This is a genomic window from Vibrio sp. VP6, assembly GCF_028823755.1.
Lineage (GTDB): Bacteria > Pseudomonadota > Gammaproteobacteria > Enterobacterales > Vibrionaceae > Vibrio > Vibrio parahaemolyticus.
Genome location: NZ_JAPEID010000024.1, coordinates 53,401 through 79,340, shown reverse-complemented (window position 1 = coordinate 79,340; position 25,940 = coordinate 53,401). Strand labels below are relative to the sequence as shown.

The following is a 25,940-nucleotide window of genomic DNA, read 5'->3' as shown; positions in this document are numbered from 1 at the left end:
GAGCGCAACCTTGCCAAGGTTGAGGTCACGAGTTCGAACCTCGTGTGTCGCTCCAGATTGATAAGCCCAGCTTTTTAGCTGGGCTTTTTCGTATTTGTTGTTTCTCAACAACTTCAAAAAGTAAGTCCGACTCTCGCCAAACAAATAAATGCAAATTCTAAGCTATCTGGGAAACCAGTTCTTTTAAATGCACATCCATACTATTCAACCAGTTTTATTTATGACTTTGTTAGATGCATATCGACAGAACAAGATAAATTCACCTCTATCAGGTAAGTTATTGAGATCAGAATAAGAATGGTTTTGTTGTGATCGCTGTCAACTTATGAATTGTGAAAAGTCGTTGCCAGAAGATTTTATTTTGTGATAAATTCGCGCGCAATCTCGGAGCGTAATTTATGACGCTAGTTCTCTGGGGGATACGCGTAGTGACCATTCAAGCTGATTGTGACACTACGTAGGGTAGGTATCGGTAAAGCCATTTGTCGATAGACGGGATACTAATGCTGTAAATGCAGCATGTTAATGGGAAACCCAACATTGAAACCTTTGAATAAACACACACTAATCAGCTTCATACTGCCGAAATGTCCTGTTTTACAAAACGGTTGCATTACGGAACCTTGATTAATTCCCAGCACAAATAAAAGTCACCGATGTTGTGACTGACTATCTGTATTTGTCTTTTACGTAGCGACAAATGCGGAGGTTTACCTATATCTCCTGTAATTAAATTCAAACGAAAATAAATACAGGTTCGAGAATTATTACAATTCAAGGGATTAAGTAGTATGAGCACTGCCTTTGAAGTCGATAACACTATCGCAAACATTTTTTCTTCTCAGGTTCCTTTTGTTGAGGGAACGTATGACTTAACGCCGGATCAAGTTCTATTAGAACAGGCGGAGCATGAATCTGAGGTTCGTTCTTATCCACGTCGTCTACCGATTGCGATAAAGCAAGCATATGGCTGTTTGGTAGAAGATACTCGTGGTCAAGTCTTCCTAGATTGTTTAGCTGGTGCTGGTACTTTAGCGTTGGGTTACAACCATCCTGAAATTAACCAAGCGTTAAAAGAGCAGTTAGACTCTGGTCTGCCTTATCAAACTCTTGATATTGCCACTTCTGCTAAAACTCACTTTATTAAGTCTGTTAAGTCTTTTCTTCCTCAAGAGCTGGGCGATAACTGTGTTATTCAGTTCTGTGGACCATCGGGTGCTGATGCGGTTGAAGCTGCGATCAAGCTAGCGAAACAAACGACAGGTCGTAATACCATGTTTGCTTTCCGTGGTGCATATCACGGTATGACAAACGGTACGATGGGCATGATGGGTAATTTAGGAACAAAAGCGCGTCGTACTGGCTTAATGTCAGATGTGCACTTTATGCCTTTCCCATACAACCTACGCTGTCCATTTGGTCTTGGTGGTGACGAAGGTGCGAAAGCAAGCATTCGTTATATCGAGCGTTTATTGAACGATGATGAGGCGGGTATCATGAAACCTGCTGCGATCATCGTAGAGCCAGTACAAGGTGAGGGCGGTGTAATTCCTGCTCCAGCATTCTGGTTGCGCGAACTACGTCGTATTTGTGATGAGCACGGTATCCTGCTGATTTTTGATGAAATCCAGTGTGGTGTGGGTAAATCTGGTTACAACTTCGCTTTCGAAGAAGCGGGTATCGTGCCTGATGTATTGTGTCTTTCTAAAGCGATTGGCGGTGGCTTGCCAATGTCACTGCTTGTGATCAATAAGCAACACGATACGTGGAAGCCAGGCGAGCACACGGGCACATTCCGTGGTAACCAACTTGCAATGGTTTCAGGTGCTAAAGCGCTTGAAATTATCCAACGTGACAACCTTGTTGAGCATGCGAACGTTGCTGGCCAATACCTACGTTTTGGTCTTGAAAGCATCCAAAAACGTGTTAACTGTATTGCTGAAGTTCGTGGCAAAGGCTTGATGCTAGGCGTTGAAATCAAGAATCCTAACGGCGAGCTTAACAAGTTTGGTGAACCTCTTGCTGACGGTCAGTTGACCCTAGCGATTCAACGTGCTGCGCTTGAGCGTGGTTTGATGGTTGAGAAAGGCGGCCGCGAAGGTTCTGTTATTCGCTTCCTTCCACCACTTATCATTTCATTCGAACAGATTGACTTCGCATTACGTGTGCTTGAAGAAGCGATCATCGCCGCAGGCGGTAGCCACGTTGAAGCTGCACCACAAGAAGAGTGGAAAAAGCACTTCATCCATACCGGTGAACTAGGCAGTGCTGAGTTTGCATCAGTAATGAACCACACAACTGCTGCAATGAAGTCAGTGTTTGAACAAGTTAACGCACCATACTCAGGTATGGAGCCTAAAGCGTTAGAAGATGCGATCAACGCGGTTGACCTAGACAACAAAAATGCGCCACTTAAATCCGTAATCGATGATGCGGCAGAGCTGGTGGCAAAGAACGCTATCTTCACTCAACACCCTGATTGTATCGCGCATTTGCATACGCCTCCTTTAATGCCGGCTGTTGCAGCAGAGGCGATGATTGCAGCACTGAACCAATCAATGGATTCATGGGACCAAGCATCTTCTGCAACTTACGTTGAGCAAAAAGTGGTCAATTGGCTGTGCGGCAAGTACGACTTAGGCGAAAAAGCCGATGGTATTTTCACTAGCGGTGGCACTCAAAGTAACCAAATGGGTTTGATGCTGGCACGTGATTGGATCGCAGATAAGCTCAGTGGTCATTCAATCCAGAAGTTAGGTCTGCCTGACTACGCTGACAAACTTCGCATCGTATGTTCTAAGAAATCACACTTCACAGTTCAAAAGTCTGCATCTTGGATGGGGCTTGGTGAGAAAGCGGTGATGACTGTGGATGCAAACGCTGATGGCACCATGGATATTACGAAGCTAGATGAAGTGATTGCGCAAGCGAAAGCTGAAGGGGTAATTCCATTTGCGATTGTTGGTACTGCGGGTACGACGGATCACGGCGCAATTGATGACCTAGACTTCATCGCCGACATGGCAGTCAAGCACGACATGTGGATGCATGTGGATGGTGCTTACGGTGGTGCGCTGATCCTTAGCAGTCATAAGTCTCGTCTGAAAGGCGTTGAGCGCGCTCACTCTATCAGTGTCGATTTCCACAAATTGTTCTACCAAACAATCAGCTGTGGTGCACTTTTGGTGAACGACAAGTCGAACTTTAAGTTCTTGCTTCATCACGCAGATTACTTGAACCGTGAGCACGATGAGCTACCAAACTTGGTCGATAAATCCATCGCGACAACCAAACGTTTCGATGCATTGAAAGTCTTTATGACCATGCAAAACGTGGGTCCGAAGGCTCTGGGTGACATGTACGATCATCTACTCGCTCAAACGCTTGAAGTGGCTGACATGATCCGTACAAACGATCAGTTTGAACTACTAGCTGAGCCTTCACTGTCGACGGTATTGTTCCGTGCAACACACGAAACAGCAGATCTTGATGAACTGAACAAAGCGCTACGTTTAGAAGCGTTGACTCGCGGTATCGCGGTATTGGGTGAAACCATTGTCGACGGTAAAACCGCGCTTAAATTTACGATTTTGAACCCGTGTCTAACGACTTCGGACTTTGAATCTTTGCTCTCTAAAATCAATATGCTAGCAGTTGAGCTAGTTTAACAAAGGTAACGGAAAACTATGGCAATTCTACAGATTGGTGCAGGCGGCGTTGGCTGGGTAGTTGCACACAAAGCAGCACAAAACAACGACGTTCTGGGTGATATCACAATCGCATCACGTACCGTAGGTAAGTGTGAGAAAATCATCGAATCGATTCAGAAGAAAAACAATCTGAAAGATTCAACTAAGAAACTAGAAGCTCGTGCAGTAAATGCTGACGACGTAGATTCTCTTGTTGCTTTGATTGAAGAAGTGAAGCCGGACCTAGTCATCAACGCAGGTCCTCCTTGGGTAAACATGCCAATCATGGAAGCGTGTTACCGAGCAAAAGTTTCATACCTAGATACATCAGTCGCGGTTGACCTATGTTCAGAAGGTCAACAAGTCCCTGAAGCTTACGATTGGCAATGGGGCTACCGTGAGAAGTTCGAAGAAGCGGGCATCACTGGCATCTTAGGCGCTGGTTTCGATCCAGGCGTAGTTTCTGTGTTTGCAGCATACGCAGTAAAACACCTGTTCGACGAGATCGACACAATCGACGTGATGGATGTAAACGCGGGTGATCACGGTAAGAAGTTTGCAACGAACTTTGACCCAGAAACCAATATGTTAGAGATCCAAGGTGACTCTTTCTACTGGGAAAATGGCGAGTGGAAGCAAGTACCTTGTCACTCACGTATGCTTGAGTTCGAATTCCCGAACTGTGGCTCGCACAAAGTGTATTCAATGGCGCACGACGAAGTGCGTTCAATGAAAGAGTTCATCCCTGCGAAACGTATTGAGTTCTGGATGGGCTTCGGTGATCGTTACCTTAACTACTTCAACGTAATGCGCGACATCGGCCTACTAAGTCCAGATCCGCTAACGCTGCACGATGGCACAGTAGTACAGCCTCTTCATGTATTGAAAGCGCTACTACCAGATCCAACGTCTCTAGCGCCAGGTTACACAGGTTTAACGTGTATCGGTACTTGGGTTCAAGGTAAGAAAGACGGTAAAGAGCGTAGCGTATTCATCTACAACAACGCTGACCACGAAGTGGCATACGAAGATGTAGAGCATCAAGCGATCTCTTACACAACAGGTGTACCAGCGATCACAGCCGCACTTCAATTCTTCCGTGGCAAGTGGGCTGACAAAGGCGTGTTCAACATGGAGCAGCTAGACCCAGATCCGTTCCTAGAAACAATGCCAGAAATCGGTCTAGATTGGCATGTTCAGGAGCTGGAACCGGCTCAAGGTCTACCAGTTATCCACGCTTTGAAGTAATTCTTGTTATTTGCCTCTGTGGCTTTGTCGAACGTGCTCATTTACATTCGTAAACTCCACGCGTTCTCCTCGCTACAGAGACAAATTTCAGCGAATTACAAACAAAGTTAAATAATTAAAATCTAAGCCGATGCAACCGCGTCGGCTTTGTTCGATTTTACAGTGCCTTCGTTTAGGCGAGGGGACTCAAGGTATTAACATGCAACACAATGAACTAAAAACTCCGTACTTCATGATTAATGAAGACAAGCTGATTGCGAACCTAGAGAAAGCAAAACAGCTAAAAGAAATCTCAGGTGTAAAGCTTGTGCTAGCACTGAAGTGTTTCTCTACTTGGGGTGTGTTTGACATCATCAAGCCTTACTTAGACGGCACGACCAGCTCCGGTCCATTCGAAGTAAAACTTGGCTACGAAACGTTTGGTGGCGAAACGCACGCCTACAGTGTGGGTTACAGCGAAGATGACGTACGTGAAGTCTCAGACATTTGTGACAAAATGATTTTCAACTCGCAATCTCAACTTGCAGCTTACCGCCACATCGTTGAAGGCAAAGCATCAATTGGTTTACGCTTAAATCCGGGCGTGAGCTACGCGGGTCAAGACCTCGCAAACCCTGCGCGCAAATTCTCTCGCTTAGGAGTACAAGCTGATCACATCAAACCTGAAGTATTTGAAGGTATTGATGGCGTGATGTTCCATATGAATTGTGAGAACAAAGATGTGGACGCGTTTATCGGCCTATTAGATGCGATTTCAGAGCAGTTTGGCGAATACCTAAACAAGCTGGATTGGGTGAGCATGGGTGGCGGCGTATTCTTCACGTGGCCGGGTTACGATATTGAGAAGCTAGGTCTAGCGTTAAAAGCATTCTCTGAGAAGCACGGCGTGCAAATGTACCTAGAGCCGGGTGAAGCCATTATCACTAAGACGACAGACTTAGTGGTTACTGTGGTCGATATCGTTGAGAACGTGAAGAAGACAGCAATTGTTGACTCTGCAACTGAAGCACACCGTCTTGATACGCTGATTTACAATGAACCAGCTTCCATTCTAGAGGCATCTGACAACGGCGAGCACGAGTACGTGATTGGTTCGTGTTCATGTCTTGCCGGTGATCAGTTCTGTGTGGCGAATTTTGATCAGCCATTAGAGATTGGTCAACGTCTGCACATTCTAGACAGCGCTGGTTACACGATGGTGAAACTAAACTGGTTCAATGGTCTACGTATGCCTTCTGTTTACTGTGAGCGTTCAAGCGGCGAGATTCAAAAACTGAATGAGTTTGACTACTCAGACTTCAAACGCTCACTGTCACAGTGGTCTGTGAAGTAATGTTTTTCTCATGCTTACAATGACAAAGAGCAGCTATTTATAGCTGCTCTTTTTCTATGAATAAAAGGCTAAATCGACTAGCTTTCAATTATCACTCTGGTGTCTTCGCTGAGCGCTTCTAACTCGTTCGCCACATCTTCGATTTCCAATTCGCTTGGCAGCTTGATAGCCATTTTGGCGCTGAACAAGCTAGAACTCACACCACCACCCCCGGCAATAAATACGCGTTGACAATCCATATCTAAAATAGAGATGCCTTGTGCATCCAGAACGTGAGTGATTTCATTGACGATACCTGCACGGTCATTGGAATCGAGACGAAGTTGGAAAATGGTATCTTCTTTGTGTGAGTGAGGCTCTGAATCCACAAATTTAACTACTAGAGTCTGGCAGGCTGAAAACGCTTCTTTCACCGTGTCCGCGTTTTCTTCAGGTAACTCAACTTTTATCACCCCAGCGACTTGGTCTTCAATAAAGTTTACTTTACTGATTAACCATTTGCCTCCGTTTTCATGAGTAACAGCAGCCAGTTGTTTGATAGTCGCCGGTGATGCTTGACCGACAAAGTTAACGATAAACACAGTGTTCATGATGTCCCCTCCTGGAATAAGGTTTGGACGCAGTGCGGTGGAACGCATCGCTTAAGTTATTGGAATAAGTCCTTTTCTTCAGTGTAGGTCCTAGGAAGGGGTTATGTTTGATAGAAGTCAATTTTTCACACTAATTCGCGAAGCAAATAATCAAAACAGTGCACTAGATACAAAAAGAGCAGCCGTTTGGCTGCTCTTCATTAATGTCGTTCAATATGGTTGGCTTAGAACGTTACTTTCAGCTCTACGCCGTAAAACTGACTGTCGTAGCTTGCACCTGCGTCCATGGCAAACTTCGCAACATCTTGATTGCCGAACCAAGGTGAGGAGTTGAATTTCAATTCAGCGCTGCCGCCCCATGCGTCAGTCACCCAGTGGTGGATATGACCAACAGGGTTTAGGAAGAAGAGAGAAACGTCGCCTGCAGTTTCTGAACCTAACACTTCGCCGCCATTTGCTACGATGTCTTGCTCTGCTGTTAGCATCATTTCACCCACGACCGCACCAAAGAATGGCGTGATAAAGATGTCCTGCCAAGAAGGGACTTCTGCAAACGCTTCAACACCGTATTCCCAGAAGAAAGTAGACATGGTGGCAGAGTACAAGAATGATTCAAATTCGTTGTAACCTGCATGTCTTGCCGCTGTGTAGTAAACACCGCCAAAGTATGGGTGCATGATGTAGTTTAGGAAGTGTTCGTCACGGTCCCATACCGGGCCATCAGAAACGTTATCTTTCCATTTGCTACCCAGCTTGCTCATGTCGCGGTCTTCTTCGTCCCACTTAGTAATGCTTTCAGGAAGAAACGTCATCAAACCAACAGTAGCCACACTCAGGCCAAGGATGGTGTACGTCTGGCCCATTAGGTAATCCCAGTCCTTATCTTGAGGAACGATAAGGTGTCTAGGCTGAAGGCCTGCGTCAAGATTTAAAGAATCATCGTTATTCTGTTCAAAAGCAAGACTGCGATTTTGAGATTCGAAGGTGTACAGATTGGTTGTTTCGCAGTAACCTGACATACAATCAGGCGTGTAAGAAAACTCTGAGTGGCGGCTCATATCGTACTGGCTTGCGTTAGCAACGGCCGACGTCGTCAGTAAGAGTCCTGCGAGAGTCTTCTTGAACATGGATGATTTTGACACAAAGGTCTCCGAGTTAATGGTTTGATGATCGGGCTCACAATTATCCCTTAAAAGAAAACCCATTTAAATACTTGACCTTAATTTAATCCCAACAAATTGACTAAGCGATTAGTCTGATAAAAAGAAAACGATATAAGTGCTCCGTATAGAAATAGAATTGTGCTTATGTTCAGGAGTCAGTTGTGAAAATTGCAATGCTAAGTACTGGTGAGGAAGTGCTTCACGGAGATATTGTTGATACTAACGCGGCGTGGCTGTCGAGTTTGTTTTATCAGCATGGGTTTGGCTTAACCAAACGATCCACTGTGGGAGACAAGCAGTCGAGCTTAATCGAAGAGTTTTTAATGCTGAGCTTCAACAATGACGTAGTCATTGTTAACGGTGGATTGGGGCCAACGACCGACGACATGAGCGCCGCAGCGGCAGCGAAAGCGGCTGAGTGCAAACTGGTATTGTTTAAAGAATGGCTAGAGCAACTGGAGAGCATGTATGCTCGACGTGGCATTCCTATGCCTGATAGCAATTTAAAACAAGCCATGCTACCTGAAACCGCAGAAATTTTAGCCAATCCTATTGGCACGGCATGTGGCTTTAAGATGCTGATTAATGACGCGATTTTTTATTTCACTCCTGGTGTACCAAGCGAATTCAAATTGATGGCAGAAACACAAATTTTGCCTGATCTTCGAAGAGTATTTCCTGATGTAAAAGGTTCATGCTGTAGTCGAATCTACACTTTTGGTCTTTCTGAATCTGGGATCTCGGATAAGTTGGATCAGTTAAAACTGCCACAAGGATATGAGCTTGGATATCGCTCTTATCTTCCTTTTATTGAAGTGAAGCTGTTTGGCCCGGCAGATCAGCTTGAACAACGTTTGAAGCTGATGCAGTTGATCAACAAGCACCTCGAAAGCAATACGGTTAGCATCGACCTTCCGATGGTTGAGCATGTAGGACAACTACTGGCGGATAAAGATCTCACACTTTCTGTGTCTGAAAAAAGCAGTGCTGGATATTTAACCTACTGGTTAAACAGTGATGAAAATGCAGAAAAGCAATTGGGTCACGGTTGGGTGCTGGCAGGGCGTAACCAAACTGTAAACCATGAGGGCGATCCATTGGCTGCGACATTTGCGTTAGCGGGAGCGACTCGCGAAAAGTGCGCTACCGATTTAGCATTAGTGACCGGACAGGTTGAAGGTGGGGTATTTTCTGTCGCCTTGTCTACACCATCAGGTGAATGGGGCGCGTCTTATAAGTTAGCGAAAAAGTATCAGCGTGACGACCAAGTGAAAGTGATCAGCACCGCAGCGCTGGATTTATTACGCCGTTACTTAGAGCGAAAACCTATGTTTGCCCACTATGCGTTTTTAGAGAAAGTGAAAGAGATGCATATTCCTAACAGCGCACTTTAGGCTATTCACCATCTACAGATAACAAAAAGCCAAGGCGATCGCCTTGGCTTTTTCGTGTTTCTTCGTCTGGAACTATGCGCGCTTTTCTTTCATCGCGTAGTTCACACCAGTCAGCGAAACGTTTGATTTGGCTTTACAGATACAAGGGAGAATCTCATCACCTTGCGTGTAAGCCATGGCAAAACCAACATACTCCACTTCACCAGATTCCAACTTACAACGACATGCACCGCAGTGACCGTCGCGACAGTTGTATTCTGGAAGTAAGCCCGCCTGTTCCATGGTCTCCAAAATGGTATTGGATGGGTTGGATTCAATGCTAACAAGTTTGTTGATTTTGATGGTTGGCATTACAGCTCGAACCCTTCAAAGTCGTCTGCGCGAACTTCGTTGTCAATCTGACCGACTAGGTAAGACGAAATTTCCGCTTCTTGAGGTGCTACTTGAACGTTATCTGAAGACAACCAAGCGTTAATCCAAGGGATTGGGTTGGTTGTTGCTTCTGGGTACGCTGCTGGTAGACCTACCGCTTGCATACGGATGTTGGTGATGTACTCAACGTATTGGCTCAGGATGTCTTTGTTCAAGCCGATCATTGAACCGTCTTTGAACAAGTACTCTGCCCATTCCTTCTCTTGCTCTGCCGCTTCTTTGAATAGGTCAAAACAGTCTTGTTTTGCTTCTTCTGCGATTTGCATGAATGAGAAGTCATCTTGACCGTTACGTAGCAGGTTGATCATATGCTGCGTGCCATTCAAGTGAAGCGCTTCATCACGAGCGATCAGCTTGATGATTTTCGCGTTCCCTTCCATTAGCTCACGCTCTGCGAAAGCGAATGAACACGCGAAACTTACGTAGAAACGGATTGCTTCTAGCGCGTTTACAGACATCAGACAGATGTACAGTTTCTTCTTAAGATCGTACAGGCTGATTTTAACCGTTTCACCGTTGATGACGTGCTCACCCTCACCGTAGCGGTGGTAGTCGTTAGTCGTTTGGATCAGGTCATCGTAGTAGTGTGCGATGTCTTTAGCACGTTTTAGAATGTGCTCGTTCTCTACGATGTCGTCAAATACAACACTTGGATCATTCACGATGTTACGAATGATATGAGTGTATGAACGAGAGTGAATCGTTTCAGAGAAAGACCAAGTTTCAATCCATGTTTCTAGCTCAGGAAGAGAAACGAGTGGAAGTAGTGCCACGTTTGGGCTACGACCTTGGATTGAGTCTAGAAGCGTTTGGTACTTCAAGTTAGAGATGAAGATGTGCTTCTCGTGGTCTGGCAGTTTGTTGTAGTCGATACGATCACTAGATACGTCAACTTCTTCCGGACGCCAGAAGAAAGACAGTTGCTTTTCGATAAGCTTTTCGAAAATTTCGAATTTTTGTTGGTCGTAACGAGCAACGTTTACTGATTGACCAAGGAACATAGGTTCTTTTAGTTGGTCATTTTTGTTCTGGTTAAAAGTACTGTAAGCCATAATGCCTCAATTCCTTTTAGACCTCCCCATAAGGGGAGGTGTTCGATATTCTGTTACTGCGGATTGTTAGGGTAGGGAAGATTAAATCTTACAACCGCCGCCTGCACAATCGTCATCTTGTGGTTGAACTGCGTCTTTCTGGTCGTCTTTCGCACCATCACGAGTGTTATGGTAGTAAAGCGTCTTAACACCAAACTTATACGCTGTAAGTAGGTCTTGAAGAAGTTTCTTCATTGGAACCTTGCCCGTCTCGTAACGCGATGGGTCGTAGTTTGTGTTTGCAGAGATCGCTTGGTCAACGAATTTCTGCATGATGCCCACAAGGTGAAGGTAACCGTCGTTAGAACCGATATTCCAAAGCAGTTCGTAGTTGTTTTTCAGTTCTGTGAACTCAGGAACAACTTGCTTCAAGATACCATCTTTCGATGCTTTTACAGATACGTAACCGCGTGGTGGCTCAATACCGTTTGTTGCGTTCGAGATCTGAGAAGAGGTCTCAGAAGGCATTAGCGCTGTCAGTGTTGAGTTACGAAGACCGTGTTCCATGATTTCTTGACGTAGGCTGTCCCAATCGTAGTGCAGCTCTTCATCACAAATTAGGTCGATATCTTTCTTGTAAGTGTCGATTGGCAGTAAGCCTTTCGCGTAGTTTGTTTCGTGGAACGAAGGACACTTGCCTTGTTCTTTTGCTAGCGCTACCGATGCTTTTAGCAAGTAGTATTGCATTGCTTCAAACGTGCGGTGAGTCAGGCCATTTGCGCTGCCGTCAGAGTATTTCACTCCATGCTTCGCTAGGTAGTAAGCGAAGTTGATAACACCAACACCTAGCGTACGACGGTTCATTGTTGACTTGTACGCCGCTGGTAGTGGGTAATCTTGGTAATCCAGTAGTGCATCTAGAGCGCGAACAACAAGATCAGAAAGCTCTTCGAAATCATCCAGAGATTTGATTGCGCCAAGGTTGAACGCGGAAAGCGTACATAGTGCAATCTCACCTGAATCATCTTCAACGTTAGTCAGTGGTTTAGTTGGAAGTGCGATTTCCAGACATAGGTTAGACTGACGAACTGGTGCAACTTCAGAGTCGAATGGGCTGTGAGTGTTACAGTGGTCTACGTTCTGAATGTAGATGCGACCTGTTGAAGCTCGCTCTTGCATGAGTAGCGAGAACATTTCGATGGCTTTTACCGTTTCCTTCTTAACTGAAGGATCGTTCTCGTATTTCACGTATAGACGTTCAAATTCTTCTTGGTTCTCGAAGAATGCGTCGTATAGACCCGGTACGTCTGAAGGTGAGAATAGAGTGATGTTGCCACCCTCAACCAGACGCTGGTACATCAGTTTGTTTAGCTGTACGCCGTAATCCATGTGACGAACGCGGTTCTCTTCGACACCACGGTTGTTCTTAAGCACCATTAGTGAACGTGCTTCGCCGTGCCACATTGGGTAGAACACCGTTGCTGCACCACCACGTACACCACCTTGAGAACAACATTTTACGGCTGTTTGGAAGTACTTGTAGAACGGGATACAACCTGTGTGGAATGCTTCACCGCCACGGATCTCAGAACCTAGCGCACGAATGCGACCCGCGTTGATACCGATACCAGCACGTTGAGATACGTAACGAACAATAGAACTTGCAGTTGCGTTGATAGAATCTAGGCTGTCACCACACTCAATCAGTACGCATGAGCTGAACTGACGAGTAGGGGTACGTACACCAGACATAATTGGTGTAGGTAGAGAGATTTTAAATGTTGACGTCGCATCGTAGAAACGCTTGATGTAGTCAAGACGTGTTTCTTTCGGGTAGTTAGCGAACAGGCAAGCCGACACTAGAATGTAAAGGAACTGAGCACTTTCGTAGATCTCGCCAGACACACGGTTTTGCACGAAATACTTACCTTCAAGCTGTTTTACCGCAGCGTAAGAGAAGTTAAGGTCGCGTTTGTGGTCGATGTAAGAATCTAGTTCGTCCAGTTCAGCTTTTGAGTAGTCTTCGAGGATATGTTGGTCGTACTTACCCATATCTACAAGACGAGACACGTGATCAAACAGCGTTGGCGGCTCATATTGGCCGTACGCTTTTTTACGTAGGTGGAATACCGCTAGGCGAGCAGCTAGGTATTGGTAATCCGGGGTCTCTTCAGAGATCAGGTCTGCCGCTGACTTGATGATAGTCTCGTGGATATCTGTCGTTGTGATACCGTCGTAAAACTGGATGTGAGCGCGAAGTTCTACTTGAGAGACTGAAACGTTATTTAGACCTTCTGCAGCCCAAGTGATAACGCGATGGATTTTATCCAGATCAATACTTTCTTTACGGCCATCACGCTTAGTGACGGTAAGTTGTTGGTTCATTCTGCTTTATTTCCCTAAGAAAACTGATAAAAGCCGTATTTTTGTTTGTTTATGTGCAAAGTTTGTAAAGCTTGCGGCGGCTTTGTGATCAAAGTCTATCTATATATTGTAGCTTAAACACAACATATAGGGGTTCATTTGTTTGCGGGTTACAAGATAGTGCTATTGCACTGATTTATCAAGGTACAGATTTGGGATGACTTGTGGATAAGTAATAAAATAAAAAAATTCAGTAAGTGAACACTAACCGATGAGAAAAGGGCTGACTTGAATGGGGAAAACTAAGCTTTGAAGATCGGTTTATAAATAACCGCCCTCAAAAAAAAATTCCTTGATCTTTGCCTGTTTTTATTTGCGAAAAATGGGTTGGTTAAAATGGAATCTAGAGCACGAATTTCATACATAAAAAGACAAAAAAAGCGGCAACTTTGTGCTACCGCTTTTGATTCATTTTATGACTGAAATGTCAATCACAAGAAGGCGTTTTTAATGTAACGCCGTTCAGTATTTTTTAGTGTGGACGATGTAGTTTACATCTACATTACGACCTAGCTTATAGTTGTCATTTAGCGGGTTGTAATGAAGGCCTGTGATGCCCATTTCAGTCAAATCTGTTTGGTCGATCATCTTCATCATTTCAGCAGGTTTGATGAACTTTTCATGATCGTGCGTGCCTTCTGGCACAATCTTCAATAGTTTTTCTGCGCCTACAATCGCAAACAAGTACGACTTGATGTTGCGGTTTAACGTCGAGAAGAACACATGTCCTCCAGGCTTAACCAACGCGGCACATGAGCGAATTACAGAGAGTGGGTCTGGCACGTGTTCTAGCATTTCCATGCAGGTCACGACATCGTAAGTCCCGGCATTTTCCGCAGCGTGGTCTTCGATGGTGCTTTGGATGTAGGTCAGCTTAGTCCCTGTCTCCAATGCATGTAGGCGAGCAACTTCTAGTGGCTCTTTACCCATATCTAGACCAGTCACGGTGGCGCCTTCCTTTGCCATGCTTTCTGCTAAGATGCCGCCGCCACAACCAACATCGAGAACTTTCTTGCCGAAAAGGCCATCGGCTTTTTCTAGGACATAGTTCAAGCGAAGCGGATTAATTTGATGAAGAGGTTTGAACTCGCCTTCTAAATCCCACCAACGAGAAGCCATCTCTTCGAATTTCTTAATTTCACTAGGGTCGACGTTTTGTGCTTTAGTCATGATAGTTATTTTGCTTCGCTAATAGTCCTTTGGAAGGCGAGATTATACTCTAATGGTACGATACGTTTAAACTGCTTCTTTTCTCACAATCGTTACAGGAGACTTTTTTGGCGACAGTTGGTGGAAATATAGTCAGTTTTCAGAAAGATATGGGATGAATGTGCAATTTCTCTTCATTTAACTCATAACGAAGCTCACAACCTGATAAAACGAGCGGGAAAGTGATGCCCCAGTGATGAATTGTGTGTTATATTTTTGCACCTTACACGTATCGTAATTACGATCAGAAAATAGAGGGATAATGGCTCTATGAGCGATTTAGCTAAAGAGATCACGCCCGTAAACATTGAAGATGAGCTTAGAGGTTCATACCTAGACTACGCGATGTCAGTTATCGTGGGTCGTGCTCTTCCAGATGTGCGTGATGGCCTAAAACCAGTACACCGCCGCGTTTTATTCGCGATGAACGTACTAGGCAACGATTGGAACAAACCATATAAAAAATCAGCCCGTGTTGTCGGCGACGTAATCGGTAAATATCACCCACACGGTGATAGTGCTGTGTACGACACAATCGTACGTATGGCTCAGCCGTTCTCACTTCGTTACATGCTGGTCGATGGTCAAGGTAACTTTGGCTCAATCGATGGCGACTCTGCTGCGGCAATGCGTTACACCGAAGTACGTATGGCAAAAATTGCCCACGAACTTTTGGCTGACCTAGACAAAGAAACCGTAGACTACGTACCTAACTATGATGGTACAGAACAGATTCCAGCGGTTCTTCCAACCAAAATTCCAAACCTATTGGTCAACGGTGCTTCTGGTATCGCGGTAGGTATGGCAACCAACATCCCGCCACATAACCTTGGCGAAGTGATCGATGGCTGTCTTGCATACATCAATAATGAAGAAATCACTATTGATGAACTAATGGATTACATCCCTGGTCCAGATTTCCCAACTGCGGCGCTTATCAGCGGTCGTAAAGGCATTGTAGACGCGTACAAAACAGGTCGCGGTAAGATCTACATGCGTTCAAAAGCGGAAATCGAAACAGAGAAAAACGGTAAAGAAACCATCATCGTTACCGAAATTCCTTACCAAGTGAACAAAGCTCGTCTGATCGAGAAGATTGCTGAACTTGTTAAAGATAAGAAAGTTGAAGGCATCAGTGCGCTACGTGACGAATCTGACAAAGATGGTATGCGTATCGTTATTGAATGTAAGCGTGATGCAGTAGGCGAAGTGGTTCTTAACAACCTTTACGCTCAAACTCAGCTACAAACGACTTTCGGTATCAACATGGTTGCGTTGAACAATGGTCAGCCACAGCTATTCAACCTGAAAGATATGTTGAAGTGCTTTGTGGATCACCGTCGTGAAGTCGTGACTCGCCGTACTATCTTCGAATTGCGTAAAGCTCGTGAGCGTGCGCACATTCTTGAAGGTCTTGCACTTGCTCTAGCGAACATCGATGAAATCATCGACCTAATTCGCAAAGCGCCGACTCCTGCTGAAGCAAAAGCTGGTCTTATTGCTCGTGGTTGGGATCTAGGTAACGTAGCAGCAATGCTTGAGCGTGCTGGTACTGATGCGGCTCGCCCAGAATGGCTAGAGCCTCAATACGGTATCCGCGACGGTCAATACTTCCTGACTGAACAACAAGCGCAAGCAATTCTAGATCTACGTCTACATAAATTGACCGGTCTAGAACACGAGAAGATTCTTGCTGAATACAAAGAGCTTCTAGAAGAAATCGCTGAGTTAATGCACATTCTTGCAAGCACAGAGCGTTTGATGGAAGTGATTCGTGAAGAACTAGAAGCAGTTCGTGACGGATTTGCTGATGCACGCCGTACTGAAATCACAGCAGCTAGCCATGACATCGACATGGAAGAGCTGATTGCTCGTGAAGACGTAGTCGTAACTCTATCTCACGAAGGCTACGTTAAGTACCAAATCCTAAGCGACTACGAAGCACAGCGCCGTGGTGGTAAAGGTAAGAGTGCAACTCGAATGAAAGATGAAGACTACATTGAACGTCTTCTAGTGGCGAATACCCACGACAACATTCTATGTTTCTCTACTCGCGGTAAGACTTACCGTCTGAAAGTTTACCAATTGCCATTGGCGAGCCGTACTGCACGTGGTAAACCGATCGTGAACATCCTTCCATTGGAAGATGGTGAGCGTATCACTGCAATTCTTCCGGTTGATGAGTTCTCAGCAGATAAGTTCATCTTCATGGCAACTGGCGACGGTACCGTTAAGAAGACTTCTCTAGACCAGTTTGCGAACGTACGTTCAAACGGTCTAATTGCGGTGAACCTACGTGATGACGATTCTCTAATCGGCGTTGATATCACAACGGGTTCAAGCGACATCATGCTGTTCTCTAAAGCAGGTAAAGTTGTTCGCTTTAGCGAGGACAAAGTACGTGCAATGGGTCGTACCGCGGCAGGTGTACGTGGTATGAAGCTGGCTGACGACGACCAAGTGGTTTCACTAATCGTTCCGTCTAACGAAGGCGACATCCTAACGGTTACTCAAAACGGTTACGGTAAACGTACTGAATTGGCTGAATACCCAACGAAAGGTCGTGCAACTCAGGGCGTTGTGTCTATCAAGGTTTCTGAGCGTAATGGCCCAGTAGTTGGCGCAGTGCAAGTAGAAGAAGGCGACGAGATGATGATGATCACCGACGCTGGTACTCTGGTTCGTACACGTGTAGCAGAAGTTAGCCAAGTAGGCCGTAACACTCAAGGTGTAACGCTGATCCGTACAGCAGAAGACGAGTCAGTTGTTGGTCTACAACGTATCGATGAAGTTGAAGAAGTGGAATTGCCAGAAGGCGAAGAAGCAGAAACAACAGAAGCGAATGCAGAACAGCAAGCTCCTGAAGCGCCAGCAGCAGACGACGCGGAAGAGGGCAAAGAAGAGTAATCTTCTCCTTCATCGCTAAATATGAAAGCCGAGCAAGATGCTCGGCTTTTTTGTATCTTCATCAACGCAATCTCTCAACCAAACCAGTACACTAAACTTATGTTTACTCACGGGTATCGCTATGTCTTTATGGTTCTTCATTGCCATCACTTTGATGGGGCTTTTTATCGTCGTTTTGTCACTTAGCGCTTCTAAAGTTAAGCCTACGCAGTGGTTTGGCTTTTGTTTGATGGTGTTAGCACTCACTAGCGCTGGCTACTTGTTGTTGAAGCAAACCCCACCGAAACCTATCCAAGCGGAGATAGCTCGAATGATGACCTCGCGAGACATCATGGATGAAATACAGCAACAGTTAAAACAAGAGCCTAATAACGATGAGCTTTGGTTTCAGTTAGGTCAAGGTTATCTGTTGGAGGGAGAATTTGATGCCGCGTTGATTTGTTTCGACTACACACTCCAACTCACTGACAACGTAACCGCGACGCAACTTGCCGCTAAGGCGACAACATTATACTACCTGCATAAACAAGCGATGACTGATGAAGTCAGTTTACTATTAGAACAGGCGTTGCAACTTGAACCTTATAATGAAGCCGCATTGTCGTTGATAGCGAACGATCACTTCATTTCTTTCCGCTTTCAAGAAGCCATCGATACTTGGGTTCTACTCCTAGATTCCAATGACCCCAATTTAGACAGAGTGACGATCATCGAGTCCATCAACAAAGCGAAAAAGCTCATGTAAGTATACAATGTAGAGTAAAGAGGAAAGTCAGTATGAAGAAGCTAGAAGCGGGTTTGTTGGTATTGTTGTGCGGTACAGTGCTGGTGGGATGCTCGTCTCCTTCAACTGGTTCTTCATCTGTCTATTATTCGAGTGGGTATTACGACCCTTGGTGGTATGGTCACGATGACTATTGGATTTACTATTATCCGGGTTGCTGTGACGACGGACATGACCATCGAGAAAAGCTCGAGGCATGGTGGAATAGTCTCGACGACGATCAACAACAGTCAATCAAAGACAAAGTTGAAGATTGGAAAGATGGCGATATGAACGCCAACTTCGATAACATGAAGCGACAACTGGATAACCACTGGAAGATGTTGCCGGATGAACAAAAACAAGCGATTCAAGCAAAATGGCACGAGCGTCCCCAGCGTGTAGAAACAAAAACATTACCAAAACAAACGACGTTGCCAGAATCAACATTGAAGACACAGCCATTACCCGCGCATAACGTGCCGCGTCCGATTACCAAACCAAATATTCAGAGACCTCAGACTCGACCAAACATCCAACCGGTGCCAAGAATTCGTCGACGTTAATGGTTTACTTGCATTTTGATGATGTACTTCGACTAGAATGAACTGATGAAAACAAAGGGCGCAGAACGCGCCCTTTGTTGTTGCATCATAGGTGTCGAATCCTATTTTCGATTTGACTAATAGGTTGCTTCTCGTTCGGCCGCTGCTTTATCCCAATCTGGCACAACGGTGTCTAAGAAGTGCTTTTTGTCCGCGTTCATTTTTTCCATATCCATTCCTAAAGCTTCTTGGGCTTTTGCTTTGGTCGAGATATCTGGAATTTGAACAGGTTCAGTAATGCCTTTTGTTGCCAGTAAGCGTACCAATTTAGTACGAGCATCGGCGGCGCGATCTACTGCGGTACCGAGAACTTCCAGCGCCACTTCTGGTGCGTGCATGTGAACACCGTGAGAGGCGATCGCATAATCCCAACGCCATTGCGCATGGCGAATATCTTGGAGAATCGGCTTCATTTCTTCTTCCGTTGCTCCTGCTTTCCATGCTTCTCCAGCTTCAAAATGCGCCGCGACAATTTGCTTCTCGGCGGTTAATTTCATGTTCAACACCTGCGCTTTACGTGACGACACGATGTTGCGTAGCTGCTCTTTGGTTTGAGTATGGCACTGCGCACATGTTTCTTCGAAGCGGTCGAAAGGGTTGCCTACTTTATGATCGGTATAAACGGTACCATCTTCTTTTGTCACCTTCGGCATATGGCAGTCGACGCAAACTACTTTGTTTTTGCCGTGAATCCCTTCACGCCAAGTCTCGAAGCCAGGGTGCTGTGCTTTTAGCATCGGTGCTTTAGAAACGGCGTGAGTCCAATCTTTAAAGTCCAACGCATCGTAATACTTCTCCATGTCACCGACAGTCGTACCCATATCCCAAGGGAATTTCACCGCTTTCGTTGGTCCTGTAAAGTAGTATTCGACATGGCACTGAGCACACACAGACGCTTGTTTATCAAGGCGTGACTGCTCATCAAAGCTTTTTCCAATTACATCGAATGCTCGCTCAACATAAGGTCTGGTTAGTGCTAGTTCTGGCTCGCCTTGGTTGAATTTTTCTGAGCGAGTGTCGTGACAATCAGAACATCCGATAGGATTGACGATTTCTGAGCCTAGACGTGCCCATTTACCAGAGAAATAGCCATCCTCGCCACGTTCTTCTATCACGCGAGCGACATCAGGACTTTTACAACTCCAACACGCCATTGGCATTGGCCCGGAGTTTTCATCTGCCGGTGCGCCTGTCCTTAGGGTTTGCCTTACATCGTCGAGCGCATAAAAGTGACCTCGAGCCTTGTTGTAATCTTTAGCAAATCCGTAGCCAGCCCAAAGAATCACCATATTTGGGTCTTCACTTAGGGCGTCTTCAATATGTTTACTTTCTGATGTCGCCTTCCAAGAATGATATTGGTCAGGATGGTTTTGTTCGAAGGCGTCATTACGAGGATCAAGTCGATCGTTGTTTTCTGCCGCCAACACAGAGCCGGCCAACAATAATTGGCTAGCGAATAAGGTCGCAACCGCGATAGGTGCGCTCATCCAGTGTTTTATGCTCACGGTGTTATCTCCATATTCGTTTTTATTAGCAGCGTTGTGAGAAGCTATTCCAAATAAGAATCGGAGATCTACAAATAGTATTATTGTGTAAATAAAGAGATGAAATAGTGAGCGGAATGAGTCTTGCTTTAGATCAATTTACACTAGTGATCTTAATCATGTTTAATTTCATATACCTCTAAAGTGGTATGATTCAATCCCCTTTATTGACAGTAGGTTAGAGGTGTAACCATTTTATAAATAAGGTGATTAAGTTCGCTTTTTGAACAGTGCCTTCTACCTCTTAGGAATAATAGGGGTATTATGAATATAGGTTTAGCGTTGTGGCTTTCCAAAATAAGAATTGATGTCATTTGAAGATATAAAAATATCTTCAGAAGAAATTAATTGTCGCTCCATTAAATAGTTGAGAACAGTTATCAATTATTTTAGAGCTAAGGAAAGAAAAATATGGGCAATATAAAATTGACCATAGTGACAATGCTGAAATTTCTCTTCGCCTTTGCCATCTATGGTTTTTCTATCTCCGCCCATGCGATTTCATCAGAGCCTGTTGAGGGTGCACAAACCACTCGCCATCAAGTTGAGCTGATTCGTGACCGAGACTACAAATGTCTTCAATGTCATAAGGATGCCAAAGAAACTCTGAATTTGTCGCATGAGCCAGAAGCGCTGCTTAGCCAAGGTAAAACACTTAACTGCACAAACTGTCACAGCAATATCGGGCCTGATCACCGTGAAGGGGCACCTGATGTGATCAAGTTTGCTGCTGCGCAGTCAAAAGCAGTGCATGACAAGGTTTTTCTTGATCCAAGTACCATTCTCAAAGCGAATAGCCAGTGTGTAGATTGCCATGCTCCAACTCAGTTGAGAGAAAGTAATTGGACGCATGATGTTCATGCTAAAAATTTGACCTGTTCAAATTGTCACGATGTTCACGCTGCCAAAACGAAAGCGCTTTCTTACGACAGAAAACAGCTCATCAAGCAATGTGTCGATTGCCACTCTCAGTTTGCTGCTGAACCTGAACTTGCAAAAGAAGAGGAGAGATAGCATGAAGTGTTCAAGACGAAATTTTTTAGCCAGTAGCGGCGCATTGATTTTGACCACTGGCGTTGCTGGCACTTCTGTTGTTAGTGCTTCTCTTTATGCCAGTGATAGTGAGCAAACCAAACGTTTTGGCATGGTGCATGATGAAAATACGTGTATAGGATGTACTGCGTGTACCGAAGCATGTCGCGAAGTGAATAAAGTGCCAGAAGGGGTGACCCGCCTAAAAATTCATCGCAGTGAACCCATTGGGGAATTTCCTGATGTTGAGTACCAGTTTACGCGTGAATCTTGTCAGCACTGTGATAATCCACCATGTGTGTATGTTTGCCCTACGGGTGCTGCGTACAAGGATGAAGCTACGGGGATAGTTGATGTGCACAAAGAGCGATGCGTCGGCTGTGGCTATTGTTTGGCGGCTTGTCCTTATCAAGTGCGCTTTTTCAACCCTGTTGACCATTCTGCAGACAAATGTAATTTCTGCCGTGATACCAACCTAGCACAAGGTAAGCAGCCAGCTTGCGTGGAATCTTGCCCAACAAAAGCACTCATCTTTGGTGATCTGAATGACCCAACTAGCGAGGTAAGCAAAGTCATTGATAACCATCTTGTGTATCGCGATAAGTCACATTTAGGAACGCAACCTAAGCTGTTTAAAATTCCGCATAACAAAGGGGAGGTGTCATCATGAACGGTTTTGAAAGTGCTTTCCACTTTGATTCATTAGTGTGGGATTGGATCATCGCGATTTACCTATTCTTAGCTGGGATGTCTGCTGGTGCAGTGATGATTTCTATCTACCTTAAACGCAAAGTCATTGAGGGTGATCCGGCGAACAATGGCATTATGAAAGCGATGGCTTGGCTCGCGCCATTTGGCATCATTTCCGGTTTGGTGATTTTGATTTTCCATTTAACTAAGCCACTCCAGTTTTGGAAAATCATGATTTACTACAACCCGACGTCGGTGATGTCGATGGGCGTTGTCTTGTTTCAAGTCTACATGGTTGTGTTGTTTGTTTGGATTGGCGTGATCTTTCGCCATCAAATCATCAGCTTTTGTGAAGGCAAATTACCGAGCGGATTACTCGACTTTGTGGATGGCTTTTTGATCAAGGCTGGAAAGGTGAGTAATGCCATCGAGTTGTTCTTGGGTTTCTTGGCGATAGTACTGGCGGCATATACTGGTTTCCTACTATCGGCACTTAAAACCTACCCGATGCTCAACAATCCGGTGTTGCCGATTTTGTTCCTATTCTCAAGCCTTTCTTCGGGCGCAGCGGCATGTTTGATGTTCGGAATCTTAGTGTTTAAAGAGCCGACATCCAGTCCTAGTGTTTCATGGGTGCATGGCTTTGAACGTCCGGTTGTATTATTCGAGTTGTTCGTTTTAGTCACGTTCTTTACTGGCCTGATTTTCAGCGGGGGACAAAACGAAGTCGCAGCTTGGAATGCAATATCCAACGGCTTTTGGGCGCAGTGGTTCTGGGTTGGTGTTGTGTTGATTGGTATGTTGATGCCGCTAACATTGAACTGGTTAATGCCTTCTGAAGTTCGCCATAAAGGTAGTTACGTCTTTGTCGTGACGACATTGAGTTTGGTCGGCGTGCTGATGCTGCGTACATTCATACTCTATGCTGGTCAAATGACCGTTGTCTAAGGAGGAACAATGGAGGCTGAACTAGGGTTCTTCTTACTGATTTTCGTCGCAATGGGGGCGAGTTGTTCCGCTGTACTGCATTGGTATCGCCGTGCAGCGGCTAAGCCCATTATGTTAGAACACCAACTTGCGACCTCACATCTCATCAGTTTGGCCTCTGTAGTTTGTCTATTACTGCTGATTGTCTGTTTTATCCAAGACAATTTTGCTCTTGAATATGTGGTCACTCATTCCAACAGCCAGTTGCCAACCGCTTACAAGGTTGCAGCGGCATGGGGTGGGCACCAAGGCTCCATGCTGTTTTGGGTCGTGACGCTCAGTTTATGGGCATCATACATTGCTCTTAGTTCTCCGATTAACCAATGCTACACCGCAGATTGCCTTGGCATTATGAATGTCCTGATTGCCGTTTTTGCTTGGTTCATGTTAACAACGTCTAACCCTTTTGAGTTCGCAAAAACATTCGCAATAGAAGGACGTGATTTGAATCCAATGCTGCAGGACATTGGATTGATCATTCATCCGCCACTTTTATATTTAGGTTACGTTGGCTATTCCGCCATTTTGGCGTTTGCACTTGCGGCGTTATTAAGCAAACGGCCTGTCAATGAATGGTACCGTTGTACGCGAAAGGCCGCATATTTTGCCTGGGGAACCCTGACTGTTGGTATCCTCGTCGGCTCTTGGTGGGCATACAATGAACTTGGCTGGGGAGGTTGGTGGTTTTGGGACCCAGTAGAAAATGCCTCTCTATTGCCGTGGTTAACCGGCACTGCACTCTTGCACAGCGGGGTATTAGCAAAGAAAAATCAGGGAGCGTTGTGGAGCACATACGCGTTGGCGTTTGCAACCTTTAGTTTAAGCATTCTCGGGACATTTATCGTACGTTCTGGCGTATTAACATCGGTGCATGCTTTTGCTGTGGATCCTACCAAAGGTTTAGCCCTGCTTACTGTGCTTAGTGCGTTAGTATTGATGACGTTTGGCGTACTGATTGTGCGTGGAGATGCCATCAAACCATTTAGATTACGTTCCTTGATTAGTCGTTCTTATATGGTGTATGTGGCCATTGGACTTTTGGTCATATCCACGGCGATCGTCTTTTTAGGTACGTTCTACCCGATGATTTATCAATTGCTTGGGTTGGGAAACATCTCTGTTGGTGCGCCGTATTTTAATAGCTTAATATTTCCTCTTAGTATTTTCGCTTTGTTGGCGTTAGCCATGACGCCAATTTTGCGGTGGACAAAAGGAGTGCGCGCGAACTGGAAAGGGCAATTCGTCTTTGCAAGTACAATCGCATTAGGTCTCGTAGCCGTCTTTATCTTATCGGTTGATACCGTACGTATTGGGACAATTACAAGTGTATTTTTAGCGGCTTGGGTTATTGCTACGCACACTATGCTATGGCTTAATGCCGAAAACAAAGGGCCACTAATCATGATGGTATTAGCACACGTCGGTTTTGCTGTGGCCGTTGTAGGAGCTGTCTTCAACAGTGAATACTCGTATCAATACAACTTGCGAGTAGAGCCTGGCGTTTCACATCAAAGAGCAAACATTGGTATCGATTATCAAGGTATGGATTGGATAATAGGACCAAATTACACCGCAGAACAAGCAAGGATCATTTTGCGCCTTGATGATCAGACCCGCTATGTATTACAACCTGAAAAACGCCATTATCCCGTGCGAGTAATGAACATGACTGAGCCCGCGATTCTGAGTTTATGGCACGGAGACTATTATTTGACGTTAGGGGATAAAGTTGGCACAAACGCTTATGCGATAAAAGTTCAGTACCGGGCGGGGATTTGGTGGATATGGTCAGGCGGTTTGATAGCGGTGTTTGGCGCACTGACGACTGTGTATCGCAAAAGAAAGAGGGCCGTGAATGTCACCGAAAACTATGCCTAAACTATTCGGGTTATTTATTGTTGTTGCCGTCTTTTCAGTCGTGGTCGTTGCGGCGTTATCTGACCGTCCCAACGTTGAGCAAGCAAAGGAAAGCACGCTAATGGTTCCAAATTTCAGCGCTGTATCGGTTATCTCTGGAAAAGAGGTCACTCAGGTGTTGTTTCAAGACAATGGCTATAAGTTGCTGAATGTGTGGGCGTCATGGTGTGGGATCTGTAAGAAAGAACATGAAACACTTTTGCAGATAGCGGATGCGGGAGTGCCGATCATTGGTTTGAATTATCGAGATAATAACTCTGCCGCTCAAAACTACTTGAGCTCTAAAAACAATCCTTATCAAGAAGTGATTAGTGACCCAAATGGCGAATTAGCGGTTGAGCTGGGAGTGATAGGTACACCAGAAACTTATCTTATTGATCAAAATGGCAAGGTTTTGATCAAATATCGGGGAGCAATCACGATCGACAAATGGAACTCAATATTTTCTAGGTATTTTAATGGCGCTATTTAAATATATATTTATTACCGTTTTTGCACTTGCATTATATTCTCCTGTGAGCAATGGGAGTGAAATTAAGCAGAACGTTGATCTTTTTGAATTTCAATCTGTAGAAGTGCAACAACGAGCAACCTCGCTCGCTAAGACATTGCGCTGCCCACAATGCCAAAACCAGAACTTGATTGAGTCCAATGCGCCAGCGGCTAAAGATCTTCGGTTAAAGGTCTATACCATGGTCAATGAAGGTAGCTCCGATCAGCAGGTAAAAGATTATTTGGTTGAACGATATGGAAATATTGTTCTGTATCAACCTCCATTTAATTATTCAACTGCGCTATTGTGGATCTTTCCTATTATATTTTTGATCTTTTTTGCTCTATTTTCGATCCGACTAATCAAGCGAAATTAATGTGACCATTATTCCAGTATGGAAAATAAATTGTGCATATAACAAGCAGAGTGTTATCATTTTTTGGAATTTATGAAGCCTCCAGTATAAAGCTGACGATAAAATTTGAGCTG

The 25,940-nt window shown here is 44.9% G+C and carries 20 protein-coding genes; 13 read left to right on the top strand and 7 right to left on the bottom strand.

The window, feature by feature from the left end:
* The first annotated feature begins 791 nt into the window (after window positions 1–791).
* The 3 genes from OU793_RS15730 to nspC all read left to right on the top strand — a co-directional run bounded on the left by OU793_RS15730 (window position 792) and on the right by nspC (window position 6,270).
* Window positions 792–3,668 carry a pyridoxal phosphate-dependent class III aminotransferase gene (locus OU793_RS15730; RefSeq protein ID WP_140076477.1) on the top strand — a complete coding sequence of 959 codons (2,877 nt, stop codon included), beginning with the start codon at window positions 792–794 and terminating at the stop codon, window positions 3,666–3,668.
* An 18-nt stretch (window positions 3,669–3,686) separates the two neighbouring features.
* A complete protein-coding gene (locus OU793_RS15725; RefSeq protein ID WP_020838767.1) occupies window positions 3,687–4,937 on the top strand; it encodes a carboxynorspermidine synthase in 1,251 nt (416 codons plus the stop codon).
* Window positions 4,938–5,136: 199 nt separating this feature from the next.
* The gene (gene nspC, locus OU793_RS15720; protein WP_047124029.1) at window positions 5,137–6,270 is read left to right on the top strand and encodes a carboxynorspermidine decarboxylase; all 1,134 of its coding nucleotides are present in this window, start codon (window positions 5,137–5,139) and stop codon (window positions 6,268–6,270) included.
* Between the two features lie 77 nt (window positions 6,271–6,347).
* Here the strand turns inward: nspC and OU793_RS15715 are convergent, their stop codons facing one another.
* Both OU793_RS15715 and OU793_RS15710 read right to left on the bottom strand, forming a co-directional pair.
* Window positions 6,348–6,860 carry a glycine cleavage system protein R gene (locus OU793_RS15715; protein WP_005483182.1) on the bottom strand — a complete coding sequence of 171 codons (513 nt, stop codon included), beginning with the start codon at window positions 6,858–6,860 and terminating at the stop codon, window positions 6,348–6,350.
* A gap of 224 nt (window positions 6,861–7,084) precedes the next feature.
* The gene (locus tag OU793_RS15710; RefSeq protein WP_021448933.1) at window positions 7,085–7,987 is read right to left on the bottom strand and encodes a DUF3943 domain-containing protein; all 903 of its coding nucleotides are present in this window, start codon (window positions 7,985–7,987) and stop codon (window positions 7,085–7,087) included.
* A 197-nt stretch (window positions 7,988–8,184) separates the two neighbouring features.
* Between OU793_RS15710 and OU793_RS15705 the strand changes: the two genes are divergently transcribed.
* Window positions 8,185–9,417, top strand: coding sequence for a CinA family nicotinamide mononucleotide deamidase-related protein (locus tag OU793_RS15705; protein ID WP_025552800.1), 1,233 nt, complete (start codon window positions 8,185–8,187; stop codon window positions 9,415–9,417).
* A 72-nt stretch (window positions 9,418–9,489) separates the two neighbouring features.
* Here the strand turns inward: OU793_RS15705 and yfaE are convergent, their stop codons facing one another.
* The 4 genes from yfaE to ubiG form a co-directional block, all read right to left on the bottom strand.
* Complete coding sequence (gene yfaE, locus OU793_RS15700; protein ID WP_017448424.1) at window positions 9,490–9,768, bottom strand: class I ribonucleotide reductase maintenance protein YfaE; 279 nt, start codon at window positions 9,766–9,768, stop codon at window positions 9,490–9,492.
* Window positions 9,768–10,901: a class Ia ribonucleoside-diphosphate reductase subunit beta gene (gene nrdB, locus OU793_RS15695; protein ID WP_005494727.1), complete on the bottom strand. Its 1,134-nt coding sequence runs from the start codon at window positions 10,899–10,901 to the stop codon at window positions 9,768–9,770. Before nrdB ends, yfaE begins: the two co-directional genes overlap by 1 nt.
* Window positions 10,902–10,982: 81 nt before the next feature.
* Complete coding sequence (gene nrdA / locus OU793_RS15690) at window positions 10,983–13,265, bottom strand: class 1a ribonucleoside-diphosphate reductase subunit alpha (RefSeq protein WP_005457837.1); 2,283 nt, start codon at window positions 13,263–13,265, stop codon at window positions 10,983–10,985.
* 501 nt (window positions 13,266–13,766) lie between these two features.
* Entirely contained in the window at window positions 13,767–14,474 is a 708-nt protein-coding gene (ubiG, locus tag OU793_RS15685; protein ID WP_025535381.1) for a bifunctional 2-polyprenyl-6-hydroxyphenol methylase/3-demethylubiquinol 3-O-methyltransferase UbiG, read from the bottom strand.
* A 309-nt stretch (window positions 14,475–14,783) separates the two neighbouring features.
* On the opposite strand from ubiG, the gene gyrA reads away from it, so the two are divergent.
* The 3 genes from gyrA (at window position 14,784) to OU793_RS15670 (ending at window position 18,749) form a co-directional block, all read left to right on the top strand.
* On the top strand, window positions 14,784–17,420 hold the full coding sequence (gyrA, locus tag OU793_RS15680) for a DNA topoisomerase (ATP-hydrolyzing) subunit A (protein ID WP_005494728.1): 2,637 nt from the start codon (window positions 14,784–14,786) through the stop codon (window positions 17,418–17,420).
* A 121-nt stretch (window positions 17,421–17,541) separates the two neighbouring features.
* Entirely contained in the window at window positions 17,542–18,165 is a 624-nt protein-coding gene (locus OU793_RS15675; protein WP_023585321.1) for a cytochrome c, read from the top strand.
* Window positions 18,166–18,197: 32 nt separating this feature from the next.
* The gene (locus tag OU793_RS15670) at window positions 18,198–18,749 is read left to right on the top strand and encodes a hypothetical protein (RefSeq protein ID WP_140104051.1); all 552 of its coding nucleotides are present in this window, start codon (window positions 18,198–18,200) and stop codon (window positions 18,747–18,749) included.
* A gap of 116 nt (window positions 18,750–18,865) precedes the next feature.
* Here the strand turns inward: OU793_RS15670 and nrfA are convergent, their stop codons facing one another.
* Window positions 18,866–20,293 carry an ammonia-forming nitrite reductase cytochrome c552 subunit gene (gene nrfA, locus OU793_RS15665; protein WP_140104052.1) on the bottom strand — a complete coding sequence of 476 codons (1,428 nt, stop codon included), beginning with the start codon at window positions 20,291–20,293 and terminating at the stop codon, window positions 18,866–18,868.
* A 450-nt stretch (window positions 20,294–20,743) separates the two neighbouring features.
* Here nrfA and nrfB point away from each other — a divergent pair, with 450 nt between their 5' ends.
* The 6 genes from nrfB to nrfF are packed head-to-tail and all read left to right on the top strand — an operon-like array spanning window position 20,744 to window position 25,827.
* Window positions 20,744–21,346: a cytochrome c nitrite reductase pentaheme subunit gene (gene nrfB, locus OU793_RS15660; protein ID WP_023623873.1), complete on the top strand. Its 603-nt coding sequence runs from the start codon at window positions 20,744–20,746 to the stop codon at window positions 21,344–21,346.
* A 1-nt stretch (window position 21,347) separates the two neighbouring features.
* The gene (nrfC, locus tag OU793_RS15655) at window positions 21,348–22,034 is read left to right on the top strand and encodes a cytochrome c nitrite reductase Fe-S protein (protein ID WP_029864348.1); all 687 of its coding nucleotides are present in this window, start codon (window positions 21,348–21,350) and stop codon (window positions 22,032–22,034) included.
* The gene (gene nrfD / locus OU793_RS15650) at window positions 22,031–23,002 is read left to right on the top strand and encodes a cytochrome c nitrite reductase subunit NrfD (RefSeq protein ID WP_017448430.1); all 972 of its coding nucleotides are present in this window, start codon (window positions 22,031–22,033) and stop codon (window positions 23,000–23,002) included. The genes nrfC and nrfD overlap by 4 nt, the downstream gene beginning before the upstream one ends.
* Before the next feature lie 9 nt (window positions 23,003–23,011).
* Window positions 23,012–24,919, top strand: coding sequence for a heme lyase CcmF/NrfE family subunit (locus tag OU793_RS15645; protein ID WP_140104092.1), 1,908 nt, complete (start codon window positions 23,012–23,014; stop codon window positions 24,917–24,919).
* Window positions 24,897–25,430, top strand: coding sequence for a DsbE family thiol:disulfide interchange protein (locus OU793_RS15640; protein ID WP_140104093.1), 534 nt, complete (start codon window positions 24,897–24,899; stop codon window positions 25,428–25,430). The genes OU793_RS15645 and OU793_RS15640 overlap by 23 nt, the downstream gene beginning before the upstream one ends.
* On the top strand, window positions 25,417–25,827 hold the full coding sequence (nrfF, locus tag OU793_RS15635) for a heme lyase NrfEFG subunit NrfF (RefSeq protein WP_005494740.1): 411 nt from the start codon (window positions 25,417–25,419) through the stop codon (window positions 25,825–25,827). The genes OU793_RS15640 and nrfF overlap by 14 nt, the downstream gene beginning before the upstream one ends.
* The last annotated feature ends 113 nt before the right edge of the window (window positions 25,828–25,940 follow it).